The 23,820-nt window shown below is 67.3% G+C and carries 20 protein-coding genes; 15 read left to right on the top strand and 5 right to left on the bottom strand.

Annotated features, from left to right (window positions below; all coding sequences use genetic code 11):
- The 15 genes from VIM54_RS06820 to VIM54_RS06750 all read left to right on the top strand — a co-directional run.
- The coding region (locus VIM54_RS06820; RefSeq protein ID WP_331900012.1) for a S1 RNA-binding domain-containing protein at positions 1 to 639 on the top strand (639 nt) is incomplete at its 5' end.
- An 87-nt stretch (positions 640 to 726) separates the two neighbouring features.
- The gene (gene coaE, locus VIM54_RS06815) at positions 727 to 1,341 is read left to right on the top strand and encodes a dephospho-CoA kinase (RefSeq protein WP_331900011.1); all 615 of its coding nucleotides are present in this window, start codon (positions 727 to 729) and stop codon (positions 1,339 to 1,341) included.
- Positions 1,342 to 1,611: 270 nt separating this feature from the next.
- The gene (gene uvrB, locus VIM54_RS06810; RefSeq protein ID WP_331900010.1) at positions 1,612 to 3,678 is read left to right on the top strand and encodes an excinuclease ABC subunit UvrB; all 2,067 of its coding nucleotides are present in this window, start codon (positions 1,612 to 1,614) and stop codon (positions 3,676 to 3,678) included.
- A gap of 193 nt (positions 3,679 to 3,871) precedes the next feature.
- Positions 3,872 to 4,117, top strand: coding sequence for a hypothetical protein (locus VIM54_RS06805; RefSeq protein ID WP_331900009.1), 246 nt, complete (start codon positions 3,872 to 3,874; stop codon positions 4,115 to 4,117).
- 110 nt (positions 4,118 to 4,227) lie between these two features.
- Positions 4,228 to 5,922 (top strand): hypothetical protein, encoded by a 1,695-nt coding sequence (locus tag VIM54_RS06800; protein WP_331900008.1) that lies wholly within the window; start codon positions 4,228 to 4,230, stop codon positions 5,920 to 5,922.
- Positions 5,923 to 5,994: 72 nt separating this feature from the next.
- Positions 5,995 to 8,907, top strand: coding sequence for an excinuclease ABC subunit UvrA (gene uvrA / locus VIM54_RS06795; RefSeq protein ID WP_331900007.1), 2,913 nt, complete (start codon positions 5,995 to 5,997; stop codon positions 8,905 to 8,907).
- 6 nt (positions 8,908 to 8,913) lie between these two features.
- Positions 8,914 to 10,809 carry an excinuclease ABC subunit UvrC gene (gene uvrC, locus VIM54_RS06790; RefSeq protein WP_331900006.1) on the top strand — a complete coding sequence of 632 codons (1,896 nt, stop codon included), beginning with the start codon at positions 8,914 to 8,916 and terminating at the stop codon, positions 10,807 to 10,809.
- Positions 10,810 to 10,867: 58 nt separating this feature from the next.
- The gene (gene rapZ / locus VIM54_RS06785) at positions 10,868 to 11,743 is read left to right on the top strand and encodes an RNase adapter RapZ (RefSeq protein ID WP_331900005.1); all 876 of its coding nucleotides are present in this window, start codon (positions 10,868 to 10,870) and stop codon (positions 11,741 to 11,743) included.
- Between the two features lie 88 nt (positions 11,744 to 11,831).
- The gene (gene whiA / locus VIM54_RS06780; protein WP_147782279.1) at positions 11,832 to 12,812 is read left to right on the top strand and encodes a DNA-binding protein WhiA; all 981 of its coding nucleotides are present in this window, start codon (positions 11,832 to 11,834) and stop codon (positions 12,810 to 12,812) included.
- 120 nt (positions 12,813 to 12,932) lie between these two features.
- Entirely contained in the window at positions 12,933 to 13,559 is a 627-nt protein-coding gene (locus VIM54_RS06775; RefSeq protein ID WP_331900004.1) for a superoxide dismutase, read from the top strand.
- 116 nt (positions 13,560 to 13,675) lie between these two features.
- The gene (gap, locus tag VIM54_RS06770) at positions 13,676 to 14,683 is read left to right on the top strand and encodes a type I glyceraldehyde-3-phosphate dehydrogenase (protein WP_331900003.1); all 1,008 of its coding nucleotides are present in this window, start codon (positions 13,676 to 13,678) and stop codon (positions 14,681 to 14,683) included.
- Positions 14,684 to 14,710: 27 nt separating this feature from the next.
- A complete protein-coding gene (locus VIM54_RS06765) occupies positions 14,711 to 15,928 on the top strand; it encodes a phosphoglycerate kinase (RefSeq protein WP_331900002.1) in 1,218 nt (405 codons plus the stop codon).
- Entirely contained in the window at positions 15,925 to 16,716 is a 792-nt protein-coding gene (gene tpiA / locus VIM54_RS06760; RefSeq protein ID WP_331900001.1) for a triose-phosphate isomerase, read from the top strand. The genes VIM54_RS06765 and tpiA overlap by 4 nt, the downstream gene beginning before the upstream one ends.
- A 103-nt stretch (positions 16,717 to 16,819) precedes the next feature.
- On the top strand, positions 16,820 to 17,068 hold the full coding sequence (gene secG / locus VIM54_RS06755; RefSeq protein WP_147782274.1) for a preprotein translocase subunit SecG: 249 nt from the start codon (positions 16,820 to 16,822) through the stop codon (positions 17,066 to 17,068).
- A gap of 8 nt (positions 17,069 to 17,076) precedes the next feature.
- Positions 17,077 to 17,442 (top strand): RNA polymerase-binding protein RbpA, encoded by a 366-nt coding sequence (locus VIM54_RS06750; RefSeq protein ID WP_331900000.1) that lies wholly within the window; start codon positions 17,077 to 17,079, stop codon positions 17,440 to 17,442.
- A gap of 311 nt (positions 17,443 to 17,753) precedes the next feature.
- Here VIM54_RS06750 and pgl read toward each other — a convergent pair whose 3' ends face one another.
- The 5 genes from pgl to tal are packed head-to-tail and all read right to left on the bottom strand — an operon-like array spanning position 17,754 to position 23,793.
- Positions 17,754 to 18,524 carry a 6-phosphogluconolactonase gene (gene pgl, locus VIM54_RS06745; protein WP_331899999.1) on the bottom strand — a complete coding sequence of 257 codons (771 nt, stop codon included), beginning with the start codon at positions 18,522 to 18,524 and terminating at the stop codon, positions 17,754 to 17,756.
- Complete coding sequence (locus VIM54_RS06740) at positions 18,521 to 19,516, bottom strand: glucose-6-phosphate dehydrogenase assembly protein OpcA (RefSeq protein ID WP_331899998.1); 996 nt, start codon at positions 19,514 to 19,516, stop codon at positions 18,521 to 18,523. Before VIM54_RS06740 ends, pgl begins: the two co-directional genes overlap by 4 nt.
- A complete protein-coding gene (gene zwf / locus VIM54_RS06735; RefSeq protein WP_331899997.1) occupies positions 19,513 to 21,054 on the bottom strand; it encodes a glucose-6-phosphate dehydrogenase in 1,542 nt (513 codons plus the stop codon). Before zwf ends, VIM54_RS06740 begins: the two co-directional genes overlap by 4 nt.
- A 16-nt stretch (positions 21,055 to 21,070) precedes the next feature.
- Positions 21,071 to 22,669, bottom strand: coding sequence for a glucose-6-phosphate isomerase (locus VIM54_RS06730; RefSeq protein WP_331899996.1), 1,599 nt, complete (start codon positions 22,667 to 22,669; stop codon positions 21,071 to 21,073).
- Positions 22,666 to 23,793: a transaldolase gene (gene tal / locus VIM54_RS06725; protein ID WP_331899995.1), complete on the bottom strand. Its 1,128-nt coding sequence runs from the start codon at positions 23,791 to 23,793 to the stop codon at positions 22,666 to 22,668. Before tal ends, VIM54_RS06730 begins: the two co-directional genes overlap by 4 nt.
- Positions 23,794 to 23,820: the final 27 nt, after the last annotated feature.

Below are 23,820 nucleotides of genomic sequence, written 5' to 3'. Positions count from 1 at the left end.
CGCGAGCGTGTCTCCCTGTCGCTCAAGGCGACGCAGGAAGACCCGTGGCAGGTCTTCGCCCGCACCCACGCCATCGGCCAGGTTGCACCGGGCAAGGTCACGAAGCTCGTCCCCTTCGGCGCGTTCGTTCGCGTCGCGGAGGGCATCGAGGGCCTCGTTCACATCTCCGAGCTGTCCGGCAAGCACGTCGAGCTCGCCGAGCAGGTCGTGTCGGTCGGTGACGAGGTGTTCGTCAAGGTCATCGACATCGACCTCGAGCGCCGCCGCATCTCGCTTTCGCTGAAGCAGGCGAACGAGGGCGTCGACCCCGACGGCACCGAGTTCGACCCGGCGCTCTACGGGATGCTCACCGAGTACGACGAGCAGGGCAACTACAAGTACCCTGACGGCTTCGACCCGGAGACCAACGAGTGGAAAGAGGGCTTCGAGTCCCAGCGCGAGAAGTGGGAGCAGGACTACGCTGCGGCCCAGGCTCGCTGGGAGGCCCACAAGAAGCAGGTTTCGACCGCCGACGAGAACATCTCCGACGCGCCGGCCTCTGCTGGTTCCTCGTTCTCGAGCGACTCCGAGTCTGCGGGAACCCTCGCCGACGACGAGGCTCTCGCCGCGCTTCGCGAGAAGCTCTCCTCGAACTCCTAATTCGAGCAACGGAACGGCCGGGCCCTCACGGGTCCGGCCGTTCCGGCGTTAAGCGGCCGTTCTGCCCTCGCGCACTAGCATTGCTCCGTGTATCTCATCGGCCTCACAGGCGGCATCGCATCCGGAAAGACCGTGGTCGCCCGGCGGCTGGCCGAACACGGGGCGGTGCACATCGACGCGGATGTGCTCGCCCGTCAGGTGGTTGAGCCCGGCACGCCCGGCCTCGCCGCGATAGCCGAGAGGTTCGGTCCATCGGTGATCGCGCCGGACAGGTCGCTCGACCGTGCGGCGCTCGGCGCCATCATCTTCGCCGACCCGGAGGCGAGGGTCGCGCTCAACGGCATCACGCATCCGGCCATCAAGGAACTCTCCCAGCGCCTGTTCGCGGAGGCCGGGAGCCGCGATCCGAACGCCATCGTGGTGTACGACGTGCCGCTGCTCGTCGAGGCGTCGCGCGACAAGGACTACCACTCATTCGACCTCATCGTTGTGGTGAACGCGAGCACGGAGACCCGCATCCGCCGGCTCATCGAGCTGCGCGGGTTCAGCCGCGAGGAGGCGGCCCATCGGCTCAACTCGCAGTCGACGGACACCGAGCGTCTCGCGATCGCGGATGTCGTGATCGACAGCAACGGAACGCTCGAGGAGACGCTGCGGCAGGCCGACGCCCTCTGGGAGTCGCTGCCGCGTCCCGCGCGCTGATCCCGGGCGTTCGGCCAACGGCCGGGGTCAGCCGCAACACCGTCGGCACCGCCACGGGGGCGAACCCGCCCGCGATCGCCACGAGCCGCGCCGGCCATGAGATTGCCGGCCAGCCGTCGATGAGGCGCGCGATGCGTCGAGCGCACGAGTCGCGATCGGGAGACCGCCGCCATCCCGACGACGAACCGCGTCGACCTTGCCCACCGCGTCCCCGTTCTGCCCACGGCGCAATCCGGTCTCGTTGTCAGTGGTGCTGCCTAAGCTGGAAGCATGCAACCGACACGTTCTGTGCGCCCATTCGAGGTGATCAGCGACTACACGCCGAGCGGCGACCAGCCCGCGGCGATCGCCGAACTCACGGGCCGAATCAACGCCGGCGAGACGGATGTCGTGCTGCTCGGCGCCACGGGAACCGGCAAGTCGGCGACCACGGCCTGGCTCATCGAGGCCGTGCAACGGCCGACCCTCGTGCTCGCACACAACAAGACCCTCGCCGCCCAGCTCGCCAACGAGTTCCGCGAACTGATGCCCAACAACGCCGTCGAGTACTTCGTCTCGTACTACGACTACTACCAGCCGGAGGCCTACGTTCCGCAGACCGACACCTTCATCGAGAAGGACTCGTCGATCAACGCGGAGGTCGAGCGGCTGCGTCACTCCACCACCAACTCGCTGCTGAGCCGGCGCGACGTGATCGTCGTGTCCACCGTGTCCTGCATCTACGGCCTCGGCAGCTCCGAGGAGTACCTCGAGGCGATGATGGCGCTGCAGGTGGGTATGAAGATCAATCGCGAGGCGCTCATCCGCAAGTTCGTGTCGATGCAGTACCAGCGCAACGACGTCGACTTCTCCCGCGGCAACTTCCGGGTGCGCGGAGACACGATCGAGATCATCCCGATGTACGAGGAACTCGCCATCCGCATCGAGATGTTCGGCGAAGAGATCGAGGGCCTGTACAGCCTGCATCCGCTCACCGGCGACGTGGTGAAGAAGATGGACTCGGTGTCCGTGTTCCCCGGCTCGCACTACGTGGCCGGCCAGGAGAGCATGCACGCGGCGATCAAGACCATCAAGGTGGAGCTCGCGGAGCGCCTCGAGCAACTCGAGCGCGAGGGAAAGCTGCTGGAGGCCCAGCGCCTGCGGATGCGCACCACCTTCGACCTGGAGATGATGGAGCAGATCGGGTTCTGCAGTGGCATCGAGAACTACTCGCGGCACATCGACCAGCGCCAGCCCGGCGAGGCGCCGCACTGCCTCATCGACTACTTCCCTGACGACTTCCTCGTCGTGATCGACGAGTCGCACGTGACCGTGCCGCAGATCGGCGCGATGTACGAGGGCGACGCCTCCCGCAAGCGCACGCTCGTCGAGCACGGCTTCCGTCTGCCGAGCGCCCTCGACAACCGGCCGCTCAAGTGGAACGAGTTCCTCGAGCGCGTCGGCCAGAAGGTCTACCTGTCGGCGACTCCCGGCAAGTACGAGATGGGCATCACCGACAGCGTGGTTGAGCAGATCATCCGTCCGACCGGGCTCATCGACCCGGAGATCGTGGTGAAGCCCAGCAAGGGCCAGATCGACGACCTGCTCGAGGAGATCCGCAAGCGCGTGGCCGTGAACGAGCGCGTGCTCGTCACCACCCTCACCAAGAAGATGGCGGAGGAGCTCACCGAGTTCCTGGGCGAGGCCGGCGTTCGGGTGCGGTACCTGCATTCGGATGTGGACACCCTGCGCCGCGTGGAGCTACTGACCGAGCTGCGGCAGGGCGTGTACGACGTGCTCGTCGGCATCAACCTGCTACGGGAGGGCCTCGACCTGCCCGAGGTGTCGCTCGTGGCGATTCTGGATGCAGACAAGGAGGGCTTCCTGCGCTCCTCGACGTCGCTTATCCAGACCATCGGGCGGGCGGCGCGAAACGTGTCCGGTGCGGTGCACATGTATGCGGACGTGATGACCGATTCGATGAAGCTCGCCATCAGCGAGACGACCCGCCGCCGGGCGCTGCAGGTGGCGTACAACGTCGAGCGCGGGGTGGACCCGCAGCCGCTGCGCAAGAAGATCGCGGACATCACCGACTCCCTCAACCGGGAGGGCGCGGACACCGCCGCCCTGCTGGCTGGGCGCGACGGCCGCAAGCGGTCGCCCACGCCCAACCTCAAGCGGGCCGGTCTCGCCGCCAGCGGCGCGAACGACCTCGAGACGATCATCCGCGACCTCAACGAGCAGATGCTGTCCGCCGCCGGCGAGCTCAAGTTCGAGCTGGCCGGGCGGTTGCGCGACGAGGTCGCCGATCTGAAGAAGGAACTGCGCCAGATGGAAGCGGCCGGGCACCTGTCGTAGCGGCGGGTTGGGTGACACAGGACATAGTGGAATCCCGTCGGGGACATCGGTACGTCTTTAGCCGAAGAAACTCCTCGCTCGGGCAAGAGTGCACCGGTCCGGTCCGGTGCGCAAGCCTCCAACATCGTGTTGACGAGTCGCGCCATAGCGGTGCACCGATTGCGTCCATCTGCCGGTAGAGCGAAGATGAGCCATGGCCAAGAGTTTTCGTTCCCGCGCGCGGAGACGAGTCTGGACTCAGGGGATCAAGGTTGTCATCCTGGGCGGGGCTGGCGTGCTTCTGGTGATTCACGGCGCGATCAAGGTGGGCGGCAGCGATTTCGGTGGCGGGCTCGTGTTTCTCCTCATCGGGCTCTTCATCATCGCCCTCGAAGTGGGTCTCATGGCTTACGCGATCTGGCTGAACCGTCGCGCCTCGCGCCTTGACATCCAGGATTAGCCGCGGCCAGCGAACGCGTGTCGACTCGCGCAACGGTGTATCACCGCCGCCCCACCCCGCTCCTCACTCAGGAGCACGGGAAATCCGAATCCCGTCGGGAGCGGAGCACCATGTCGCGTCGAGCACTGTTCTGGATCCGCCGCTCCCTGCCCAGCGAGTTGGCCGGCACGGCCACGGCTTTTCTCGCCGCGTGGGGCGCGTTCACCGCCACCGGTTCCCTGCTGGTGGCCGCGATCGCCGGCACCATCGGCGAGAACATCGGGTTCTACGGCGTGGCCACGGCCCGCAACTTCCTCGAGCAGTGGCGCGAGACGTCGAGGGGGAGGCGCGCACGCCGGTCTCGCGTGCGCACCGCCGGGCTCACCGCGGTGGAGTTCGGCCCGGCCGAGCTGCTTGACACCCTGATCATCCGCCCCGGCCTGCTCTACCTCGCGCCGCTGGTGATCGGCGTCCCCGCGGTCGGCTGGATCGTGGGGAAGGTGCTCGCCGACGTGCTATTCCACCTGCTCGCGGCCCTCGGATTCCTCGTCGGCCGCCGGATTCTGAGACGGCGCACAACCGACGACACCGTCCTCGAGGCCGAGGCGCGGGCGGCGCGCATCCGCCAGCTGGGCCGCACCCTCGATCGGGCGGACCTCGATGCGCTGATCACGCAGCACGGCACCCCGCTCATCCTGCTGGAGCCGCAGCGGATCGCCGAGCAGTACTCCCGCCTTAGCGCGGCCCTGCCCTTCGTGCGCCTGCACTACGCGGTCAAGGCCCTGCCGCACCCGGCGGTGCTCGACACGATTGCGGCGCTGGGCGGATGTTTCGATGTGGCGAGCGACGCGGAGATCGACCTCCTGGCCGCCCGCGGTATCCGCACGAACCGGATGATCCACACCCATCCTGTGAAGAGCCCGGCAGAGAGCACGCGCGCCTACGTGCTCGGCATCCGCACCTTCGTGATCGACAGCGCGGGGGAGCTCGCCAAGTTCCGCAGCGTGCCGGGTGACGTGTCCCTGCTGGTGCGGCTCGGCTACCGCAACCCCGCGGCGAAGAGCGACGTCTCCAGCAAGTTCGGGGTGACCCACGCGGAGGCGGACGCGCTCATGGCGCAAGCCGCGGCGCAGGGCAGCCACATCGCCGGATTCAGTTTCCATGTCGGCAGCCAGCTCGACAGCGTCGAGGCGTTCCGCACCGCCGTCGGCGAGACTCTCGACCTGATGGGCCGGCTCGAGGCCCGCTGGGGCGTGCGGTTCGGCATCCTCGACATCGGCGGCGGCTTCCCGGCCTCCTGCCGCCGGGATGTGGCGACCATCGAGCAGATCGGCGCGGCGATCGGGCCAATGCTCGAGCCGTTCATCCCGCGCCTGACGGTGCTCGCCGAGCCTGGGCGCATCCTGGTGGCGGATGCCGTGACCGTGGTCACCCGCGTCGTCGGCACGCGGGTGCGCGAGGCTGAGCGCTGGTGCTTCGTGGACGACGGCGTGTACGGAAGCTTCTCCAACGTGGGCGCCGAGGCCGTGTATCCGGCGCTGGTGGCTCGGTCCGAGCTCGCCGGCGAGACGCCGGCGCTGCTCCTGACGACGGTGGCCGGTCCCACCTGCGACAGCGCGGATGTCATGGCCCGTTCATACCCACTGCCCGCGCTACGCGAGGGGGACACCCTGCTGAGCCCCACGATGGGGGCGTACACCGCCGTCACCGTCACCGCCACCGAGTTCAACGGCCGGCGCCGGGCGCCAATCGTGGTCATCGACCGTGCCGCGCAGGAGCCCGTTCTGCCGGCGCCGGAGCGCGTGCTGGCGACGGTCGCGCCCTGACCGGGCCGGAGGGACTCTGCCGAGAGCGAACCCGGCGCAAGCAATGTCGGTGGTCTCCGTAGAATATGTAGAGTGTCTATTTCTCGTGTCGAATCCGCAGCCAGGCTCTCCGTACACGGCGCTCGAGTTCACAATCTCAAGGGTGTAGACCTCGAGATTCCGCGGGATTCGCTCGTCGTTTTCACCGGGCTGTCCGGCTCGGGCAAGTCGTCTCTCGCGTTCGACACGATCTTCGCCGAGGGCCAGCGTCGCTACGTCGAATCGCTCTCCGCATACGCCCGCCAGTTTCTCGGCCAGGTCGACCGGCCAGACGTGGACTTCATCGACGGACTGAGCCCCGCCGTGTCGATCGACCAGAAGTCCACGAACCGCAACCCGCGGTCCACGGTGGGCACGATCACGGAGATCTACGACTACATGCGGCTGCTCTGGGCCCGCATCGGCATCCCGCACTGCGCGGTGTGCGGTGAGAAGATCGAACGCCAGACCGTGCAGCAGATCGCCGACCAGCTCATGACCCTCGAGACCGGCACGCGGTACCAGATCGTGAGCCCGGTCATCTCGCAGAAGAAGGGCGAGTTCGTCGACCTGTTCAAGGAGCTCGCGGCCAGCGGATACTCGCGCGCGATCGTGGACGGCGAGCAGATCCAGCTGAGCGAACCGCCGATCCTCAAGAAGCAGATCAAGCACGACATCTCCGTGGTGGTGGACCGCCTCGTGGCGGCGGACGACATCCTCACCCGCCTCACCGACTCGCTGGAGACGGCCCTTCGCCTCACCGACGGTCTCGTCAGCGTCAACTACGTAGACGAGACGGGGCCGGCGGCCTGGCGCAACTTCTCCGAGAAGCTCTCCTGCCCCAACGGTCATCCAGTGCAACTCACCGAGATCGAGCCGCGCACCTTCTCGTTTAACGCCCCGTTCGGCGCCTGCCCGGAGTGCTCCGGCCTCGGCACCAAGATGTCCGTCGACTCCGAGCTGTTGCTCGGCGACCCGGCCCTGAGCCTCGCCGACGGCGTGATCCTGCCGTGGACCCAGTCCGGCAAGGGACTCTTCAACTACTTCCAGCGGCTGCTCGAGGGACTCGCCGCCGACCTCGACTTCTCGCTCAAGACCCCGTGGCGCGACCTCGGTGCAGACGTGCAGCAGGCAATCCTCAAGGGCAACGACTTCCAGGTGACGGTCAAGTGGAAGAACCGCTTCGGCCGCGAGATGAAGTACTCCACCGGCTTCGAGGGCGTGATGCCCTACATCGAGCGCAAGTTCATCGAGGCGGAGACCGACTCGGCCCGGCAGCGCTACTCGGCGTACCTCCGCGAGATCAACTGCCCGGTCTGCGATGGCAAGAGGCTCAAGCCCGAGGTGCTCGCGGTCACCGTGCACGACCACAACATCGCGGATGTCGCGGAGCTCAGCCTCATCGACGCGTTCGAGTTCATGGACCTGCTCGAGCTCTCGGAGCGCGAGGCGAAGATCGCCGCGCAGGTGCTGCGCGAGATCCGGCTGAGGCTCGAGTTCCTCATCGAGGTCGGCCTCAACTACCTCAACCTCGCGCGCTCGGCCGGCTCGCTGTCCGGCGGGGAGGCGCAGCGCATCCGCCTGGCCACCCAGATCGGCTCGGGGCTCACCGGGGTGCTCTACGTGCTCGACGAACCGAGCATCGGCCTGCACCAGCGCGACAACCGCAGGCTCATCGAGACCCTCGTCAAGCTCAAGAACCTGGGCAACACGCTCATCGTCGTCGAGCACGACGAGGACACCATCCGCACCGCCGACTGGATCGTGGACATCGGCCCGGGCGCGGGGGAGCACGGCGGCGAGGTCGTGCACTCCGGGTCGTATGAGAAGCTGCTCGAGAACCGCCGGTCGATCACCGGGGACTACCTCTCCGGCCGCCGCTCCATCGAGACGCCGAAGAAGCGGCGCAAGATCGACAAGAAGCGCATGCTCACGGTGGAGGGCGCCCGCGCCAACAACCTGCGCAACGTCACTGTCGACTTCCCGCTCGGCACGTTCACCGCCGTCACCGGGGTGAGCGGATCTGGCAAGTCGAGCCTCATCAACGACATCCTCTACAAGGTGCTCGCCAACGAGCTCAACGGGGCGAGGCAGATCCCCGGCAAGCACACCAGGGTCACCGGCCTCGACAATCTCGACAAGGTCGTGCACGTTGACCAGGCGCCGATCGGGCGCACCCCGCGCTCCAACCCGGCCACCTACACGGGTGTCTTCGACAAGATCCGCAACCTGTTCGCCGAGACCGTGGATGCGAAGGCGCGCGGCTACCTGCCCGGCCGCTTCAGCTTCAACGTGAAGGGCGGTCGCTGCGACAACTGCTCGGGCGACGGCACGATCAAGATCGAGATGAACTTCCTGCCCGACGTGTACGTGGTCTGTGAGGTCTGCAACGGCGCGCGCTACAACCGAGAGACTCTCGCCGTGCACTACAAGGGCAAGAGCATTTCCGAGGTGCTCGACATGCCGATCAGCGAGGCCGCCGAGTTCTTCGAGGCGATCTCGTCGATCAGCCGCTTCCTCAACACCCTCGTGGATGTCGGGCTCGGCTATGTTCGCCTGGGCCAGAGCGCGACCACCCTCTCGGGCGGCGAGGCGCAGCGGGTGAAGCTCGCGACCGAGCTGCAGAAGCGTTCAATGGGCCGCAGCATCTACGTGCTCGACGAGCCGACCACCGGGTTGCACTTCGAGGACGTGCGCAAGCTGCTGCTCGTGCTCAATGGGCTCGTCGACAAGGGCAACACCGTGATCGTGATCGAGCACAACCTCGACGTGATCAAGTCGGCCGACTGGCTCATCGACCTCGGGCCGGAGGGCGGTGCCGGGGGCGGCGAGGTGCTCGCCGTCGGCACGCCGGAGTATCTCGCCACGGTGGAGGAGAGCCACACCGGCACCTTCCTCGCCGAGGTGCTGGGGGTCGAGCGACCGGGAGTGCGGGCGCTGGCCGACGCGGTGCCGGCGGCCGGATAGCCGGCGATGGTCGACACCGTCAGCTATCGCCCGAAGGCGGGTGAGATCCCGACCCAGCCGGGCGTGTACCGGTTCAAGGACGATAAGGGCCGCGTGCTCTATGTCGGCAAGGCCAAGAACCTCCGCGCCAGGCTGAGCAACTACTTTGCTCCGCTCGCGAGCCTGCACGAGCGCACCAGGCGCATGGTGCTGAGCGCGTCGGCGGTGGAATGGACGGTAGTCGGCACCGAGTTTGAGGCCCTCCAGCTGGAGTTCACCTGGATCAAGGAGTTCAACCCGCCGTTCAACGTGCAGTTCCGCGACGACAAGTCGTACCCGTACCTGGCGATCAGCCTCGGCGAGACGGTTCCTCGTGTGCTCGTCACCCGCAACCGCTCGATCAAGGGCGCCCGGTATTTCGGCCCGTACACCAAGGTGTGGGCCATCCGCGAGACCGTCGACCTCATGCTCAAGGCGTTCCCGATGCGCAGCTGCTCTGACTCGACATACAAGCGGGCGGAGCAGACCGGCCGGCCGTGCCTCCTGGGCGACATCGGCAAGTGCGCCGCCCCCTGCGTGGGTCGCATCACCAAGGAGGAGCACAAGTCGATCGCACTCGACTTCGCCTCGTTCATGGCCGGAAACGACTCGAAGTACATCGGGGATGTCGCGCGCAAGATGAAGGCGGCGGCCGCGGAGCAGGACTACGAGTCGGCAGCGCGGTACCGTGACCAGCTCGCGGCGCTCGAGACCGCGCTCTCGAAGAGCACGATCGTGCTCGGCGACGACGTGGACGCCGACGTCTTCGGCATCGCGCACGACGAACTCGCGGCGGCCGTTCAGCAGTTCCGCGTGCGCGGAGGCCGCATCCGGGGCGTGCGCAGCTGGGTGGTGGACAAGGAACTCGACCTCGACCTCGCCGAGCTCGTGGAGACCGTCGTGCAGAACGCCTACGACGACGAGGTGCCGCCGCCCCGACTCGTGGTCGTGCCCGAGCTGCCCGAGGATGCGCCGGAGCTCGAGCTGTGGCTGGGCTCGGTGCGCGCCGACCGCGGCTCGACCGGCAAGGTCGTGTTGCGCGTCGCCCAACGGGGCGATCTCGCGGCCCTCGCCCAGACCGTCGGCACCAACGCGAAGAACGCCCTCATCCTCTACAAGACCCGGCGAAGCGGTGACTTCGTGGCCCGGTCGCAGGCCCTCGCGGACATCCAGGAGGCCCTCGGCATGCCGGATGCGCCCCTGCGCATGGAGTGCTACGACGTGTCGCACCTGAGCGGCACCAACATCGTCGCGTCGATGGTCGTGTTCGAAGACGGCCTGCCGCGCAAGGACCAGTACCGCCGGTTCAGCATCCCCAACTCCACCGACGACACCGAGTCGATCTACCAGACGCTCAGCCGGCGCCTCGCCTACCTGGGCGACGATGCCGCGATCGAGCCGGCGCCCGACCCCACGACCGAGCCGGTGACCGGCACCGACCTGAAGAAGTTCAGCTACCGCCCCAACCTGCTCATCGTGGATGGGGGACAGCCGCAGGTGGCCGCGGCGGCGCGCGCCCTCGCTGACGCCGGGGTGACCGGCATCACCCTGTGCGGCATCGCCAAGCGCCTCGAGGAGATCTGGCTCCCGGACTCCGACTACCCGGTGATCCTGCCAAGGAACAGCGACGCCCTGTTCCTGATCCAGCGGATCCGGGACGAGGCGCACCGCTTCGCCATCACCTACCAGCGGCAGCGGCGCAGCAAGGACGTCAACTCCCAGCTCGTGGAGATCCCGGGACTCGGGCCCGCCCGGGCGCGAGAGCTGCTCAGGCACTTCGGTTCGGTCACGCAGCTGCGTGCGGCCGATGTGTCGAGCATTGCCGAGGTCAAGGGCATCGGGCCGACCCTCGCCCAGTCCATCTTCGAGTCGTTGCGTGCCTAAAGCCCGGTTAAGCTTGATACCAGGCAACCTCCACACCAACTGAAGGCGTGACGCAGCAATGACCGAGGACACCTCGAGCCACGAAGTACTGATCATCACCGGCATGTCGGGCGCGGGCCGGTCCACGGTCGGAAACGCGCTCGAGGACCTGGGCTGGTACGTGGTCGACAACCTGCCGCCGCAGATGCTGAGGCCGCTCGTGGAGCTCGCCGGCCGGGCGGGCAGCACCCTGCCCAAGATCGCCGCGGTCGTCGACGTGCGGGGCGGCAAGCTCTTCTCCGACCTCGAGCAGGCGGTGGTGACCCTGCGCGAGAGCGCGAGCGTGCGGGTACTGTTCCTCGAGGCCACGGACGCGGCCCTCGTGCGGCGCTTCGAGCAGGTGCGCCGGCCGCATCCGTTGCAGGTTAATGGCACGCTGCTCGACGGCATCGGTGCCGAGCGGCAGCGGATGCTGTCGATGCGCGAGTCGAGCGACATGATCATCGACACGTCGGACCTCAACATCCACCAGCTCGCGACGACGATCTCCGAGACCTTCGCGACCGCGCAGACCCCCGGGCTGCACCTCACAATGCTCAGTTTCGGATTCAAGTACGGACTGCCGGCCGATGCTGACCTGGTGGCGGACATGCGGTTCCTGCCCAACCCGTTCTGGGTGCCTGAGCTGCGCGGGCTGACCGGCCTCGACACCGAGGTGAGCAACTATGTTCTCTCCCAGGAGGGCGCGGACGAATTCGTTGACAGCTACGCGCACGCCCTCGAGCCCGTCTTCGCCGGGTATCAACGCGAGAACAAGAGACACGCTACGATCGCCATTGGATGTACGGGCGGAAAGCACCGATCGGTTGCGGTCGTCGAGAAGCTGGCCGGCATCCTTCGTCGCCAGCCGGGCGTCGCGGTAAGCATCAAACACCGCGATCTCGGTCGGGAGTAGTGTCTCGAGTCAGAACCACGCTCGTGCTCTGACTCGTTCTCCGTTGGCACACCACACTGCACGATTCACAGGAAAGTAAGGACACGGATTGGCTCTCACCGCCGACGTCAAGGACGAACTCGCTCGCATCGACGTGAGCAAGACGACAGTGCGAGCGGCGGAGCTTGCGACCATCCTCCGCTTCTCCGGCGGGCTTCACCTCATCTCCGGCCGCATCGCGGTCGAGTCCGAGCTCGACACCGCGCAACTCGCCCGCCGGGTGCGCAAAGACCTCGCGGAGCTCTACGGCGTGAAGAGCGAGATCTCCGTGATCTCCGCCTCCGGCCTGCGCCGCACCAGCCACTACCTCGTGCGGGTGCTCGACGGCGGCGAGACCCTCGCCCGCCAGACCGGACTCCTGGATGCGCGGCGCCGGCCCATCCGCGGCCTGCCCAACAAGCTCACCACCGGCAGCCGCGAGGAGCTCGCCGCCGTCTGGCGCGGCGCCTTCCTCGCCCACGGTTCGCTCACCGATCCCGGCCGTTCGGCCGCGCTCGAGATCACCTGCCCCGGCAACGAGTCGGCAATGGCCCTCGTCGGGGCGGCCGGGCGGCTGAAGATCTCAGCGAAGGCCCGCGAGGTGCGCGGCGTGCACCGCGTCGTGATCCGCGACGGCGAGGCGATCAGCGCGATGCTCGTGCACATGGGAGCCCACTCCACCGTTCTCAACTGGGAAGAGCTGCGCCAGCGCCGCGAGGTGCGCGCCACCGCCAACCGGCTCGTCAACTTCGACGACGCGAACCTGCGCCGCTCGGCACAGGCGGCCGTTGCGGCCTGCGCCCGGGTGGAGCGCGCTCTCGAGATCCTCGACGGCCACGTTCCGGAGCACCTGCGCTACGCGGGGGAGTTGCGCCTGCGTTTCCGCGACTCGAGTCTCGACGAACTCGGCCACCACGCCGACCCGCCGATGACCAAGGATGCGGTGGCCGGGCGCATCCGTCGCCTGCTCGCGATGGCGGACAAGCGGGCCGTGGATCTCGGAATACCGGGCACCGACGCGAATCTGCCGCCGGACTACGAGGATGCCTGAGCCGATCGCGCGACGCTGGGAAGCATCTGGGAACCAGCCGAGTTGACGCTAGTAGACTGAAAATGTCACCCGGTTGCCGCGCCATCTGGTGCCCCGGGTTGGAGACAAGGAGATCGGAAAATGGCTGATTACACGCTGCCCGAACTGGGTTACGACTATGGCGCCCTCGCGCCGAGCATCAGTGGAGCCATCATGGAGCTTCACCACTCAAAGCATCACCAGGCCTACGTCACCGGGGCCAACACCGCCCTCGCCCAGCTCGCCGAGGCACGCGACAAGGACGACCTCACCTACGTGAACAAGCTCCAGAAGGACCTCGCGTTCAACCTCGGCGGTCACGTCAACCACTCCATCTTCTGGACGAACCTCTCCCCGGACGGCGGCGACAAGCCCACCGGCGAACTCGCATCCGCCCTCGACGACAACTTCGGTTCGTTCGACAAGTTCACGGCCCACTTCACCGCCGCCGCGCTCGGCGTGCAGGGCTCCGGATGGGCCGCCCTCGTCTGGGACTCGATCGGGCAGAAGCTCATCGTGCAGCAGTTCTTCGACCAGCAGTCGAACTTCGCCGCCGGCACCGTGCCGGTGCTGCTCCTCGACGTCTGGGAGCACGCGTACTACCTCGACTACAAGAACGTGCGCGCCGACTACGTCAAGGCCTTCTGGAACATCGCCAACTGGGCGAACGTGCAGCAGCGCTTCGAAGTTGCCCGCGAAAAGACGAACGGCCTGCTGGTACTGTCATAGCGCCAGCGTAAAAGCATCGGTTGTGGCCGGGGCGACGCCCCGGCCACACCCCTGCACCAGCTTCACCACCCCCCGAAAAAGTCGCGCCGATGGGCGCCTCAGCAACAGGAGTTCTCTTGACCGTGAAGATCGGTATCAATGGCTTCGGCCGCATTGGTCGCAACTACCTCCGCGCGGCTATCGCGCAGGGCGCCGACCTCGAGGTCGTCGCCGTCAACGACCTCACCGACCCCAAGTCGCTCGCGCACCTGCTCAAGTACGACTCCGTTGCCGGCCGTCTGGCCGAAGACGTCTCCGTCGACGGCGACTACATCGTCGTGGGTGGCAAGCGCATCAAGGTGCTCGCCGAGCGCGACCCCGCCAACCTCGGCTGGGGCGACTTGGGCGTTGACATCGTGATCGAGTCGACCGGACGCTTCACCCACGCCACGGATGCCATCAAGCACATCGAGGCCGGCGCCAAGAAGGTCATCATCTCCGCCCCGGCGACGGAAGACGACGGAACCTTCGTCATGGGCGTCAACGAGCACCTCTACGACCCGGCCACGCAGCACATCCTCTCCAACGCGTCCTGCACCACGAACTGCCTCGCGCCGCTGGCCAAGGTGTTCCTGGAGGCGTTCGGCATCGAGCGCGGCCTCATGACCACGGTTCACGCCTACACGGCCGACCAGAACCTGCAGGACGGACCGCACAGCGACCTGCGTCGCGCGCGCGCCGCTGCGATCAACATCATTCCCACCTCGACGGGCGCCGCCAAGGCTCTCGGCCTCGTGGTTCCGGAGCTCGTCGGCAAGCTCGACGGTTACGCGCTCCGCGTGCCAGTGCCCACCGGTTCGATCACCGATCTCACGGTCGAGGCCGGCCGTCCGGTCACCGTCGCCGAGGTCAACGCGGCCTACAAGGCAGCGGCGGAGAGCGGCGCGCTCAAGGGCTTCCTCAGCTACACCGAGGACCCGATCGTCTCGAGCGACATCCAGGGCGACCCGCACTCCTGCATCTTCGACGCCGGACTCACCAAGGTGATCGGCAGCCAGGTGAAGATCGCCGGGTGGTACGACAACGAGTGGGGCTACTCCAACCGCCTCGTCGACTTCACCGAGTACGTGGCCGAGCGCCTCTAAACGGCGCCGCAACCGGGTTCAGAAACAATGCCGCTTCGCACAATCGAGAGTCTCGGTTCGCTCGCGGGCAAGAAGGTCATCGTTCGCTGCGATCTGAACGTCCCCCTCGGGGACGGTCAGATCACAGATGACGGTCGCATTCGCGCCTCGCTGCCCACCATCAATGCGCTGGTCAACGGCGGCGCTCGCGTCGTCGTGATCTCCCACCTCGGCCGCCCGGACGGCGCACCGGAAGCGAAGTACAGCCTCGCTCCCGTGGCGCAACGCCTGTGCGAGCTGCTGGGCAAGGAGGTCACCTTCGCGACCGACACCGTGGGGGATGCCGCCCGCGAGGCGGTCGACGGACTCGCCGACGGCGGAGTGGTTCTGCTCGAGAACCTGCGTTTCAACCCGGGGGAGACCGCGAAGAACGAGGCGGAGCGTACGGCGTTCGCCGCGCAGCTCGCCGCGTTCGGAGACGCGTTCGTCTCCGACGGCTTCGGCGTCGTGCACCGCAAGCAGGCGAGTGTCTACGAGCTGGCGAAGCTCCTGCCGAGTGCGGCCGGCGGCCTCATCGCGACCGAGCTCGACATGCTCGACCGGCTCACGGAGTCGCCGAAGAAGCCGTACACAGTGATTCTCGGCGGGTCGAAGGTGTCGGACAAGCTCGGCGTGATCGCGCACCTGCTTCCGCGGGTGGATTCCCTGCTCATCGGCGGCGGGATGCTCTTCACCTTCCTCGCGGCCCAGGGCCACAAGGTCGGTTCGAGCCTGCTCGAGGCCGACCAGCTCGACACGGTGCGCGGCTACCTCGACAAGGCGAAGGAGCTCGGTGTCGACATCGTGCTGCCCACCGATGTCGTCGTCGCCTCGAAGTTCTCGGCCGACGCCGAACACGAGGTGCGTCCGGCGGACTCGATCGAGGACAGCCCGTGGGGTGCATCCGGTCTCGGACTCGACATCGGGCCGGACACGGCCGCACGATTCGCCGAGGTGATCCGGGCATCCGAGACGGTGTTCTGGAACGGGCCGATGGGCGTCTTCGAGCTTGCGCCGTTCGCGGCCGGCACGAAGACGGTCGCCGCGGCCCTCACCGAGGTCGCCGGACTCTCGGTTGTCGGGGGCGGAGACTCCGCAGCCGCGGTTCGCGCCCTCGGATTCCGCGACGAGCAATTTGGGCACATTTCGACCGGCGGGGGTGCCAGCCTCGAATTCCTCGAGGGCAAGAGCCTGCCGGGCCTCGAGGTTTTGGGATGGCAAGCATGACCGGCACGACTCGTACCCCGCTGATTGCGGGCAACTGGAAGATGAACCTCGATCACCTGCAGGCGATCGCGTTCGTGCAGAAGCTCGCCTGGAGCCTCAAGGATGCCCGGCACGACTTCGACGCCGTCGAGGTTGCCGTGTTCCCGCCGTTCACGGATCTGCGGTCGGTGCAGACGCTCATCTCGGCAGACAAGCTTCCGCTGAAGTTCGGCGGCCAGGACCTGTCGGCCTACGATTCGGGCGCATACACCGGCGAGATCTCCGGCGCGTTCCTCGCCGCGCTCGACTGCCAGTACGTGATCGTCGGCCACTCGGAGCGGCGAACGCTGCACAACGAGGGCGACGACGAGGTGGCCGCCAAGGTCGCAGCCGCGATCAAGCACGGCCTCGTGCCTGTGCTGTGCGTCGGCGAGACGGCGGAGGATCTCGAGAAGCACGGCCCGAGCGCGGTGCCCGTCGCCCAGCTCAAGGCGGCGCTGGCCGGAATCAAGGACGGCGCGGACATCGTGGTCGCCTACGAGCCGGTCTGGGCGATCGGCTCCGGCCAGGCGGCGACCCCCGAGCAGGCCGAACAGGTGGCCGCGCAGCTTCGGGCGGTTCTCGTGGAGCTCATCGGGCAGGAGTCCGCCGCGGCGACGCGGATCCTCTACGGCGGTTCGGTGAAGGCGGCGAACATCGCCGGGTTCATGCGTCAGGCCAACGTGGACGGCGCACTGGTCGGCGGCGCGAGCCTCGACCTCACGGAGTTCTCGAGCATCGCGCAATTCCAGAAGCACGTCGGCACCTAGTCGCTCGGCGTCCCATTCGGGGCCCACCCCTTTGCGCCAAGGCAAGTTATACTAAACAGCGGCCAGATGCACCCGACACTGGCGCGCCCCAGAAAGGCTCTTCGTGGATATTCTTCAGGTCATCCTGCAGGTAGTGCTCGGTATCACCAGTCTCCTGCTGACTCTGCTCATCCTCCTTCACCGGGGGCGTGGCGGCGGTCTCTCCGACATGTTCGGCGGGGGTGTGACGAGCAATCTCGGAGCGTCAGGTGTTGCGGAGCGTAACCTCAACCGCATCACCGTGATTCTTGGGCTGGTGTGGGTCTCATCCATCATCGTGCTCGGGCTCATCACGAAATTCGAAGGGGCTTAGGACTCGACATGGCTTCAGGTGGTAGCGCTATCCGTGGTTCCCGCGTCGGTGCGGGACCCATGGGAGAACAGGATCGCGGTTTTCACGCCGAGCGTCTCCAGGTGTTCTACTGGTGCGTCAACGGCCACGAGCAGCGCCCGTACTTTCTTGCCTCGATCGAGCCGGAAGAGATTCCGGTCACCCTCGACTGCCCCAACTGCGGGCTGCCGTCCGGGCGCGACAAGGACAATCCCCCCTCGGTGACGAAGCTCGAGCCGTACAAGACGCACCTCGCATACGTGAAGGAGCGACGCACGGAAGAAGAGGCGGCCAACCTCCTCGACGAGGCGCTCAAGCAGCTTCGTACGCGTCGCTCGCGGCTCACGCCGCAGTAGCGCGTCTCTTCCCGCTCGCGGCGGGGGTAACGACTTCCGCCCGTTCCGGTTCGGTCCCGGTCCGAAAACGCAGGAGATCTGTTCCGAACGCGCCCGCAAGGAGCTGATTGGGGGCGGTCGGCTTCGAATCTCCTGCGTTTTCGGCGAGAGAGGGGCACTGCTGCGGCCCAGTGGCCGCGCGAACGTCCTCTGCGCTGGCCTCGGCAATGTCCGCGCCGCCAGCCACCACGCCCGGATCCATGGCTGCACGCCCCGGCATCGGCGGCAGGTCACTCATCGACCGCGCACACGACGGGCGTCGAAAGGGCGCGCTAGTACTCGACGGCGATGAGGTCCGTCGGCACCTCGGCGGCGGCATCCCGGTCCACGAAGAACACGGTCCTCAGGCGCCCCTCGACGCCCGCTGCCGGCACCTCGAGTGTGCTCGCGCCCGCGAGGGCGAGCCCCAGAGCCGATGCCTTGTCCGACCCGGCCAGGGCCAGCCAGACCCGATCGGAGCTGTTGATCACCGGCAGGGTGAAGCTCAAGCGCTCCGGCGGCGGCTTCGGCGAATTGCGCACCGCGACGACGGTCGCGTCGGTGACCGCAACGGCGGAGCGTTCCGGGAAGAGCGAGGCCACGTGGCCATCTGGCCCGACTCCCAGGAACGTCACATCGAACCGGGGGAGCTCGGAGCCCTCCGGCGCCGCAGCGGCCAGTTCAGCCGCGTAGAGCGCAGCGGCCGCGTCGAGGCCTATGCCGTCATCCGATGCTGGGAGCCAGTGGATGTTCTCTGGCCGCAGGTTCACGTGGTCGAGCAGCGCGGCGCGCGACTGGGTGTCGTTGCGTTCGGCGTCTCCGCGGGGGAGCCAGCGTTCGTCGCCCCACCAGATGACGACACGGGACCAGTCGATGCTGTCCCTGGCCGGCGATGCGTTGATCGCCGACAGCACGGCGGCGCCGACGGTGCCGCCAGTGAGCACGATGTGCACCTCGTCCTGCTGGTCGAGCAGGTCCACGATCTTGGTGATGAACCGGGCGGCGAGGGAGCCCGCGAGCGCGTCCCTATCCTGATGAATGAGAACCCTGCGGGCGTTAGTCAATTCGAGGTGTCCCTTGCTGTCGTCGGTATCGACATCGCTGGTGCCTTGCGAGATGGTTCGTGCAGTTGGCCGAGACCGCTCTGGATGACCTCGCCGAACAGGTCGTCGGGGTCGAGCCTACGCAATTCCTCGGCCAGGCAGTCACGCAGGCTTCGGCGCGGCAGGGAGATGTCGTGCGGGGGCTGCTTGGGCTGCAGCAGTCGCGCGATTCCGCCGCCCGTGCGCTCGAGTTCGATCACGCCGGACTCGCGGTGAAGTCGCACGCCCTGGATTCCGCTCGAACCGTGCGCCGGGGTCACGAGTTCGTGCTTGGCCGGCACGTCGAGCTGCAGCTGGAGCCAGGCCGCGAGAAGCGACGTGGACGGCGAGTCGGCTGAGCCGTGTACCTCGACGCCGGTGATCGGCTCGTACGGCGGCTGGTCGAGCACGGCGGCGAGCTGGGCGCGCCACAGGGTAAGCCTCGTCCAGGCGAAGTCGGTGTCCCCGGGCGTGTAGCAGGTGGACAGGTGAGCCAGGAAGCCTCGAGGATCCGCCTGGGCTGCGGCATCCGTGATCCTGCGCTGGGCGATGCGTCCGATCGGGGACTGGGAGACGACGTCTGGTGCGTCGCCAGGCCACCAGGCGACGACGGGCGCGTCCGGAAGAAGCAGACCGGTGACGAGGCCCTCCTCGTCCCTGGCCGTGTCCCCGTAGGCCCTGAGCACGATGACCTCGCTCGCGCCGGCGTCGCCGCCCACGCGAATCTGCGCATCGAGACGGGAGGTGTCGTCCGTGTCCGGCTTGTCAGAGCCGGACGAGATCACGATGACGCGCATCGGATGCTCGCGAGAGGCATCATTCGCCGCCTCGATCGCCTCTTCCTCGTGACCGAGACGGGTGGAGATCACCAGGGTGAGAACCCGCCCGAGGGCCACGGCGCCACCCTCCTCGCGGATCTTGACGAGGGTCTTCGAGATCTTGCTGGTGGTGGTGTCTGGCAGATCGACAATCATGGGCGTCTCCACACTCTGCCGTCGCGGGCAAGTAGTTCATCGGCTGAGCTCGGACCCCAGGTGCCCGGCTTGTACTGCTCGGGCTGGCCCTGGCCGGCCCAGTACTCTTCGATCGGGTCGAGGATCTTCCAGCTCAGCTCCACCTCTTCGTGCCGGGGAAAGAGCGGCGGGTCGCCGAGGAGCACGTCGAGGATGAGGCGCTCGTACGCCTCGGGGCTCGCCTCGGTGAAGGCGTGCCCGTATCCGAAGTCCATGGTCACGTCGCGCACCTGCATGCCGGCGCCGGGAACCTTCGAGCCGAAGCGGATGGTGACACCCTCGTCGGGCTGCACGCGGATCACCAGGGCGTTCTGGCCGAGAGCCGAGGTCTGGCTGTCGGCGAAGAGGTACTGCGGTGCGCGCTTGAACACGACCGCGATCTCGGTGACCCGTCGCCCCAGCCGCTTGCCGGCCCGGAGATAGAACGGCACGCCGGCCCACCGACGCGTGCCGATGTCGAGGCGGATTGCCGCGAACGTCTCGGTGAGCGACTCGGGGTTCATGCCGTCCTCGTCGAGGAAGCCGACGACCTTCTCGCCGCCCTGCCATCCGCTCGCGTACTGGCCCCGTGCGGTGGAGTGCGAGAGGTCCTTCGGCAGCTTGATCGCCGAGAGCACCTTCTCCTTCTCGGCGCGGAGGTCTTTCGCGTCGAACGACACCGGCTCCTCCATCGCCGTGAGGGCGAGAAGCTGAAGGAGGTGGTTCTGGATCACGTCGCGTGCCGCACCGATGCCGTCGTAGTACCCGGCTCGCCCGCCGACGCCGATGTCCTCGGCCATCGTGATCTGCACGTGGTCGACGTAGTTCGCGTTCCAGATTGGCTCGTAGAGGTTGTTCGCGAACCGGAGGGCCAGGATGTTCTGAACCGTCTCCTTGCCGAGATAGTGATCGATGCGGAAGACGCTGTCGGGCGGGAAGACCGATTCGACGACGTTGTTCAGCTCGCGTGCCGTCTTCAGGTCGCTGCCGAACGGCTTCTCGATGACCACCCGGCGCCAGGCGCCATCCACCTCGTCCGCCAGCCCGGAGCGGCGCAGCTGCTCGGTGACCTGCGGGAACGACTTCGGCGGAATCGACAGGTAGAACGCATGGTTGCCCATGGTGCCGCGCGAGCGGTCGAGTTCGGCGAGGGTCGACTTGAGTTCGGCGAACGCATTGTCGTCATCGAATTCACCCTGCACGAAGCGGATACCCTCGGCGAGCTGCTTCCAGACATCCTCATCGAACGGCGTGCGCGCGTACTGCGCGACCGCGTCGTGCACGACCTGCGCGAAGTCCTGGTCGACCCAGTCGCGACGGGCGAACCCGACGAGGCCGAAGCCGGGCGGCAGGAGGCCGCGGTTGGCGAGGTCGTAGACCGCGGGCATGAGCTTCTTGCGCGCGAGGTCGCCGGTCACACCGAAGATGATGAGGGCGCTCGGCCCGGCGATTCGGTTGAGTCGTCGGTCGGAGGGCAACCGCAGCGGGTTGAACTCCGGGGTTATTTCCACCGGGGACATTCGGCTCCTTGGCTTTCTAGCGGGCCGCGCTGAAGAGCGTGGCCTGGTTGTGAGCCGGGTCGGTCAGGTTGAGGGTGATGACGGGTCGACCGTGTTCGGCGAGCACGCTCGCGTCACCGGCAGCCTGGGCCTTGATGAGGTATCCGAACGAGAAGGGACTCTCCGGGATGTCCAGGTCGGCAGGCGCATCCGCCGTGATCTGAAGGAACACACCGACGGCCGGTCCACCCTTGTGGAACTGGCCGGTGGAGTGGAGGAAGCGCGGACCCCAGCCGAAGGTTACCGGGCGCCCGCTCTTCGCCGCGAGCAGGTCGCGGAGCTTGGCGAGCTCGTAGTTCGCGTGACGGTCGACATAGGCCTGCACGGCGATGTAGCCGTCCGGGCCGACCTGGGCGAGGAGGGCGTCGACCGCTCCTTCGATGGTGGAAACGCCGGCGAGCACGGACTCCGGCCCGCTCACCTCGATGCCGTCAGCCACGAACACCGGCGGAACCGGCTCCGGGCGGGCGTCGAGAAGGGCGCGCGTGGCGATCTTCGCCGATTCGACGTCCGGCTGGTCGAACGGGTCGATCCCGAGCAGGCGACCGGCCACGACCGTGGCGTATTCCCAGACGAGCATCTGCGCGCCGAGGGTGCCGCTGATCTCGATCTCGCCCTCGATCACGTCTTCGGTGGCCTGGGCGCTCTCCACGAGGCGCACGATCTGCACGTCGTCGAGGTTCTCGGTGAGCTCGGGGGACTTCAGGTCGAGCACGACGGGCAGGATGCCCTTGCCGAGCTTGCCGGTCGACTCGGCGATCAGCTGTTCGACCCAGTCGCCGAATCCGACGATGTATGTACCGTCCGAGACTATGCCGAGCTTGTTCTTGAGCGGGCGGGTTCCGGCGATCGCCGCGCCAAGGATCAGGCCCGGGTTGTCCGTGCGGTCGACCATGAGCTGGCCGGTCACTGCGGAGGCCTCGTCGAGGAGGGCGCGGATGTCGACCCCGGCGAGGCCGGACGGAACGAGTCCGAAGGCGGTGAGCGCCGAATAGCGGCCGCCCACGTTGGGGTCGGCGTTGAAGACGCGGTAGCCGGCGGCTCGAGCGTCCACGTCGAGCGGGGACCCCGGGTCGGTCACGACCACGATTCGCTCGAGCGGGTCGACGCCGATGTTGTGGAACGCCTGCTCGTACGCCTTGCGCTGGCTCGCCGTTTCGAGGGTCGAGCCCGACTTGGAGGAGATGACGACGACGGTGGTGTCCAGGCGGTCGTTCAGGGCAGCGAGCACCTGGCCGGGATCGGTCGAGTCGAGAACGGTGAGCTCGACGCCGGCCGTGCGGGTGATGACCTCCGGAGCGAGCGAGGAGCCGCCCATGCCGCCGAGGACGACGTGGTTGACTCCCTCGGCGTGCAGGCGGTCGCGCAGGGCGATGATGTCGTCGATGAGGGGTTCGGAAATAACAACGGCCTCGGTCCAGCCGAGACGCTTCGCGGCCTCCTCTTCGGCATCCGGTCCCCACAGCGACGGGTCCTGGCCGGCGATCCGTGACGCGACGAGGTCGCTCACGAGCTGCGGCACGATGCGGTCGACCGCCTCGGCTGCCGCTCCGCTCACCGTGATGTCGAAGCTCATTCCGTGGCTCCGGTCTTCGCGGACTCGAGTGCGGCGGCGACGGTGTCGAGAAGCTCGTTCCAGGACACGATGAACTTCTCCACGCCCTCCTTCTCGAGCAGCTCGGTCACCTCGACGTAGGAGACGCCCTGGGCGTCGAGCGCGTCGAGAACGGCGTTCGCATCGTCATAGTGGTTGGTGACCTGGTCGCCGGCGATCACGCCGTGGTCGAAGGTGGCCTCGAGCGTCTTCTCCGGCATGGTGTTGACGACATCGTTCACCGTGAGCTCTGTCACGTAGAGGGTGTCGGGGAGCGTGGGGTCCTTGACACCCGTCGACGCCCACAGCGGCCTCTGACGGTTGGCGCCGGCCTCGAGAAGCACGGCCGCGCGCTCGCTCTCGAAGGCCTGCTCGAACACCTGGTAGGCGAGGCGCGCGTTGGCGATGCCGGCCTTGCTCTTGAGCGCGAGCGCCTCGGGGGTGCCGATCGCTTCGAGGCGCTTGTCGATCTCGGTGTCGACGCGGGAGACGAAGAACGAGGCGACCGAGCGGATGGTCGAGAGGTCGATGCCGGCGGCCTTCGCCTTCTCGAGTCCGGTCAGGTAGGCGTTGATGACCTCGCGGTGACGCTCGAGGCTGAAGATGAGCGTCACGTTCACGCTGATGCCGGCGCCGATCGTCTCGGCGATGGCCTCGAGTCCCGCGATGGTCGCCGGGATCTTGATCATGGCGTTCGGGCGGTTCACCTTTGCCCACAGTTCCTTGGCCTCTGCGATCGTGCCAGCGGCGTCGTGCGCCAGTCCGGGTTCGACCTCGATGGAGACGCGGCCGTCCTTGCCGCCGCTGGCGTCATAGACGGGACGGAAGATGTCGCTCGCGTTCGCGACGTCGTCCGTGGTGATTTCGAAGACCGCCTCGGTGACCGTCTTTCCGGCGGCGGCGAGTTCGGCCACCTGGGCGTCGTACGCCTCGCCCTTGGCGAGGGCCGTCGCGAAGATGGTCGGGTTGGTGGTGACGCCGACCACATTGCGCTCGGCGATGAGGCGGGCGAGGCCGCCGGAGTTGATTCGTTCGCGGGACAGGTCGTCGAGCCAGATGCTGACGCCGGCTGCTGACAGTGCCGCGGTGGGGGTGTTCTCAGTCATTGCGATGTTTCTTTCTGTTGAAAACGC

Source organism: Lacisediminihabitans sp. (assembly GCF_036569425.1).
In the GTDB taxonomy this organism is placed as follows: domain Bacteria; phylum Actinomycetota; class Actinomycetes; order Actinomycetales; family Microbacteriaceae; genus Lacisediminihabitans.
Note: the sequence above shows the minus strand (reverse complement) of the source record. Positions and strands in the feature narration are given on the sequence as shown.

Excerpts from the sequence above, each read along its gene's own strand:
- zwf (WP_331899997.1), bottom strand. The coding sequence starts at position 21,054 with ATGTCCCCGGTGGAAATAACCCCGGAGTTCAACCCGCTGCGGTTGCCC.
- VIM54_RS06730 (WP_331899996.1), bottom strand. The coding sequence starts at position 22,669 with ATGAGCTTCGACATCACGGTGAGCGGAGCGGCAGCCGAGGCGGTCGAC.
- VIM54_RS06750 (WP_331900000.1), top strand. The coding sequence starts at position 17,077 with ATGGCTTCAGGTGGTAGCGCTATCCGTGGTTCCCGCGTCGGTGCGGGA.
- rapZ (WP_331900005.1), top strand. The coding sequence starts at position 10,868 with ATGACCGAGGACACCTCGAGCCACGAAGTACTGATCATCACCGGCATG.
- VIM54_RS06740 (WP_331899998.1), bottom strand. The coding sequence starts at position 19,516 with ATGATTGTCGATCTGCCAGACACCACCACCAGCAAGATCTCGAAGACC.
- uvrB (WP_331900010.1), top strand. The coding sequence starts at position 1,612 with ATGCAACCGACACGTTCTGTGCGCCCATTCGAGGTGATCAGCGACTAC.
- uvrC (WP_331900006.1), top strand. The coding sequence starts at position 8,914 with ATGGTCGACACCGTCAGCTATCGCCCGAAGGCGGGTGAGATCCCGACC.
- VIM54_RS06765 (WP_331900002.1), top strand. The coding sequence starts at position 14,711 with ATGCCGCTTCGCACAATCGAGAGTCTCGGTTCGCTCGCGGGCAAGAAG.
- VIM54_RS06775 (WP_331900004.1), top strand. The coding sequence starts at position 12,933 with ATGGCTGATTACACGCTGCCCGAACTGGGTTACGACTATGGCGCCCTC.
- VIM54_RS06805 (WP_331900009.1), top strand. The coding sequence starts at position 3,872 with ATGGCCAAGAGTTTTCGTTCCCGCGCGCGGAGACGAGTCTGGACTCAG.
- VIM54_RS06800 (WP_331900008.1), top strand. The coding sequence starts at position 4,228 with ATGTCGCGTCGAGCACTGTTCTGGATCCGCCGCTCCCTGCCCAGCGAG.
- tal (WP_331899995.1), bottom strand. The coding sequence starts at position 23,793 with ATGACTGAGAACACCCCCACCGCGGCACTGTCAGCAGCCGGCGTCAGC.
- tpiA (WP_331900001.1), top strand. The coding sequence starts at position 15,925 with ATGACCGGCACGACTCGTACCCCGCTGATTGCGGGCAACTGGAAGATG.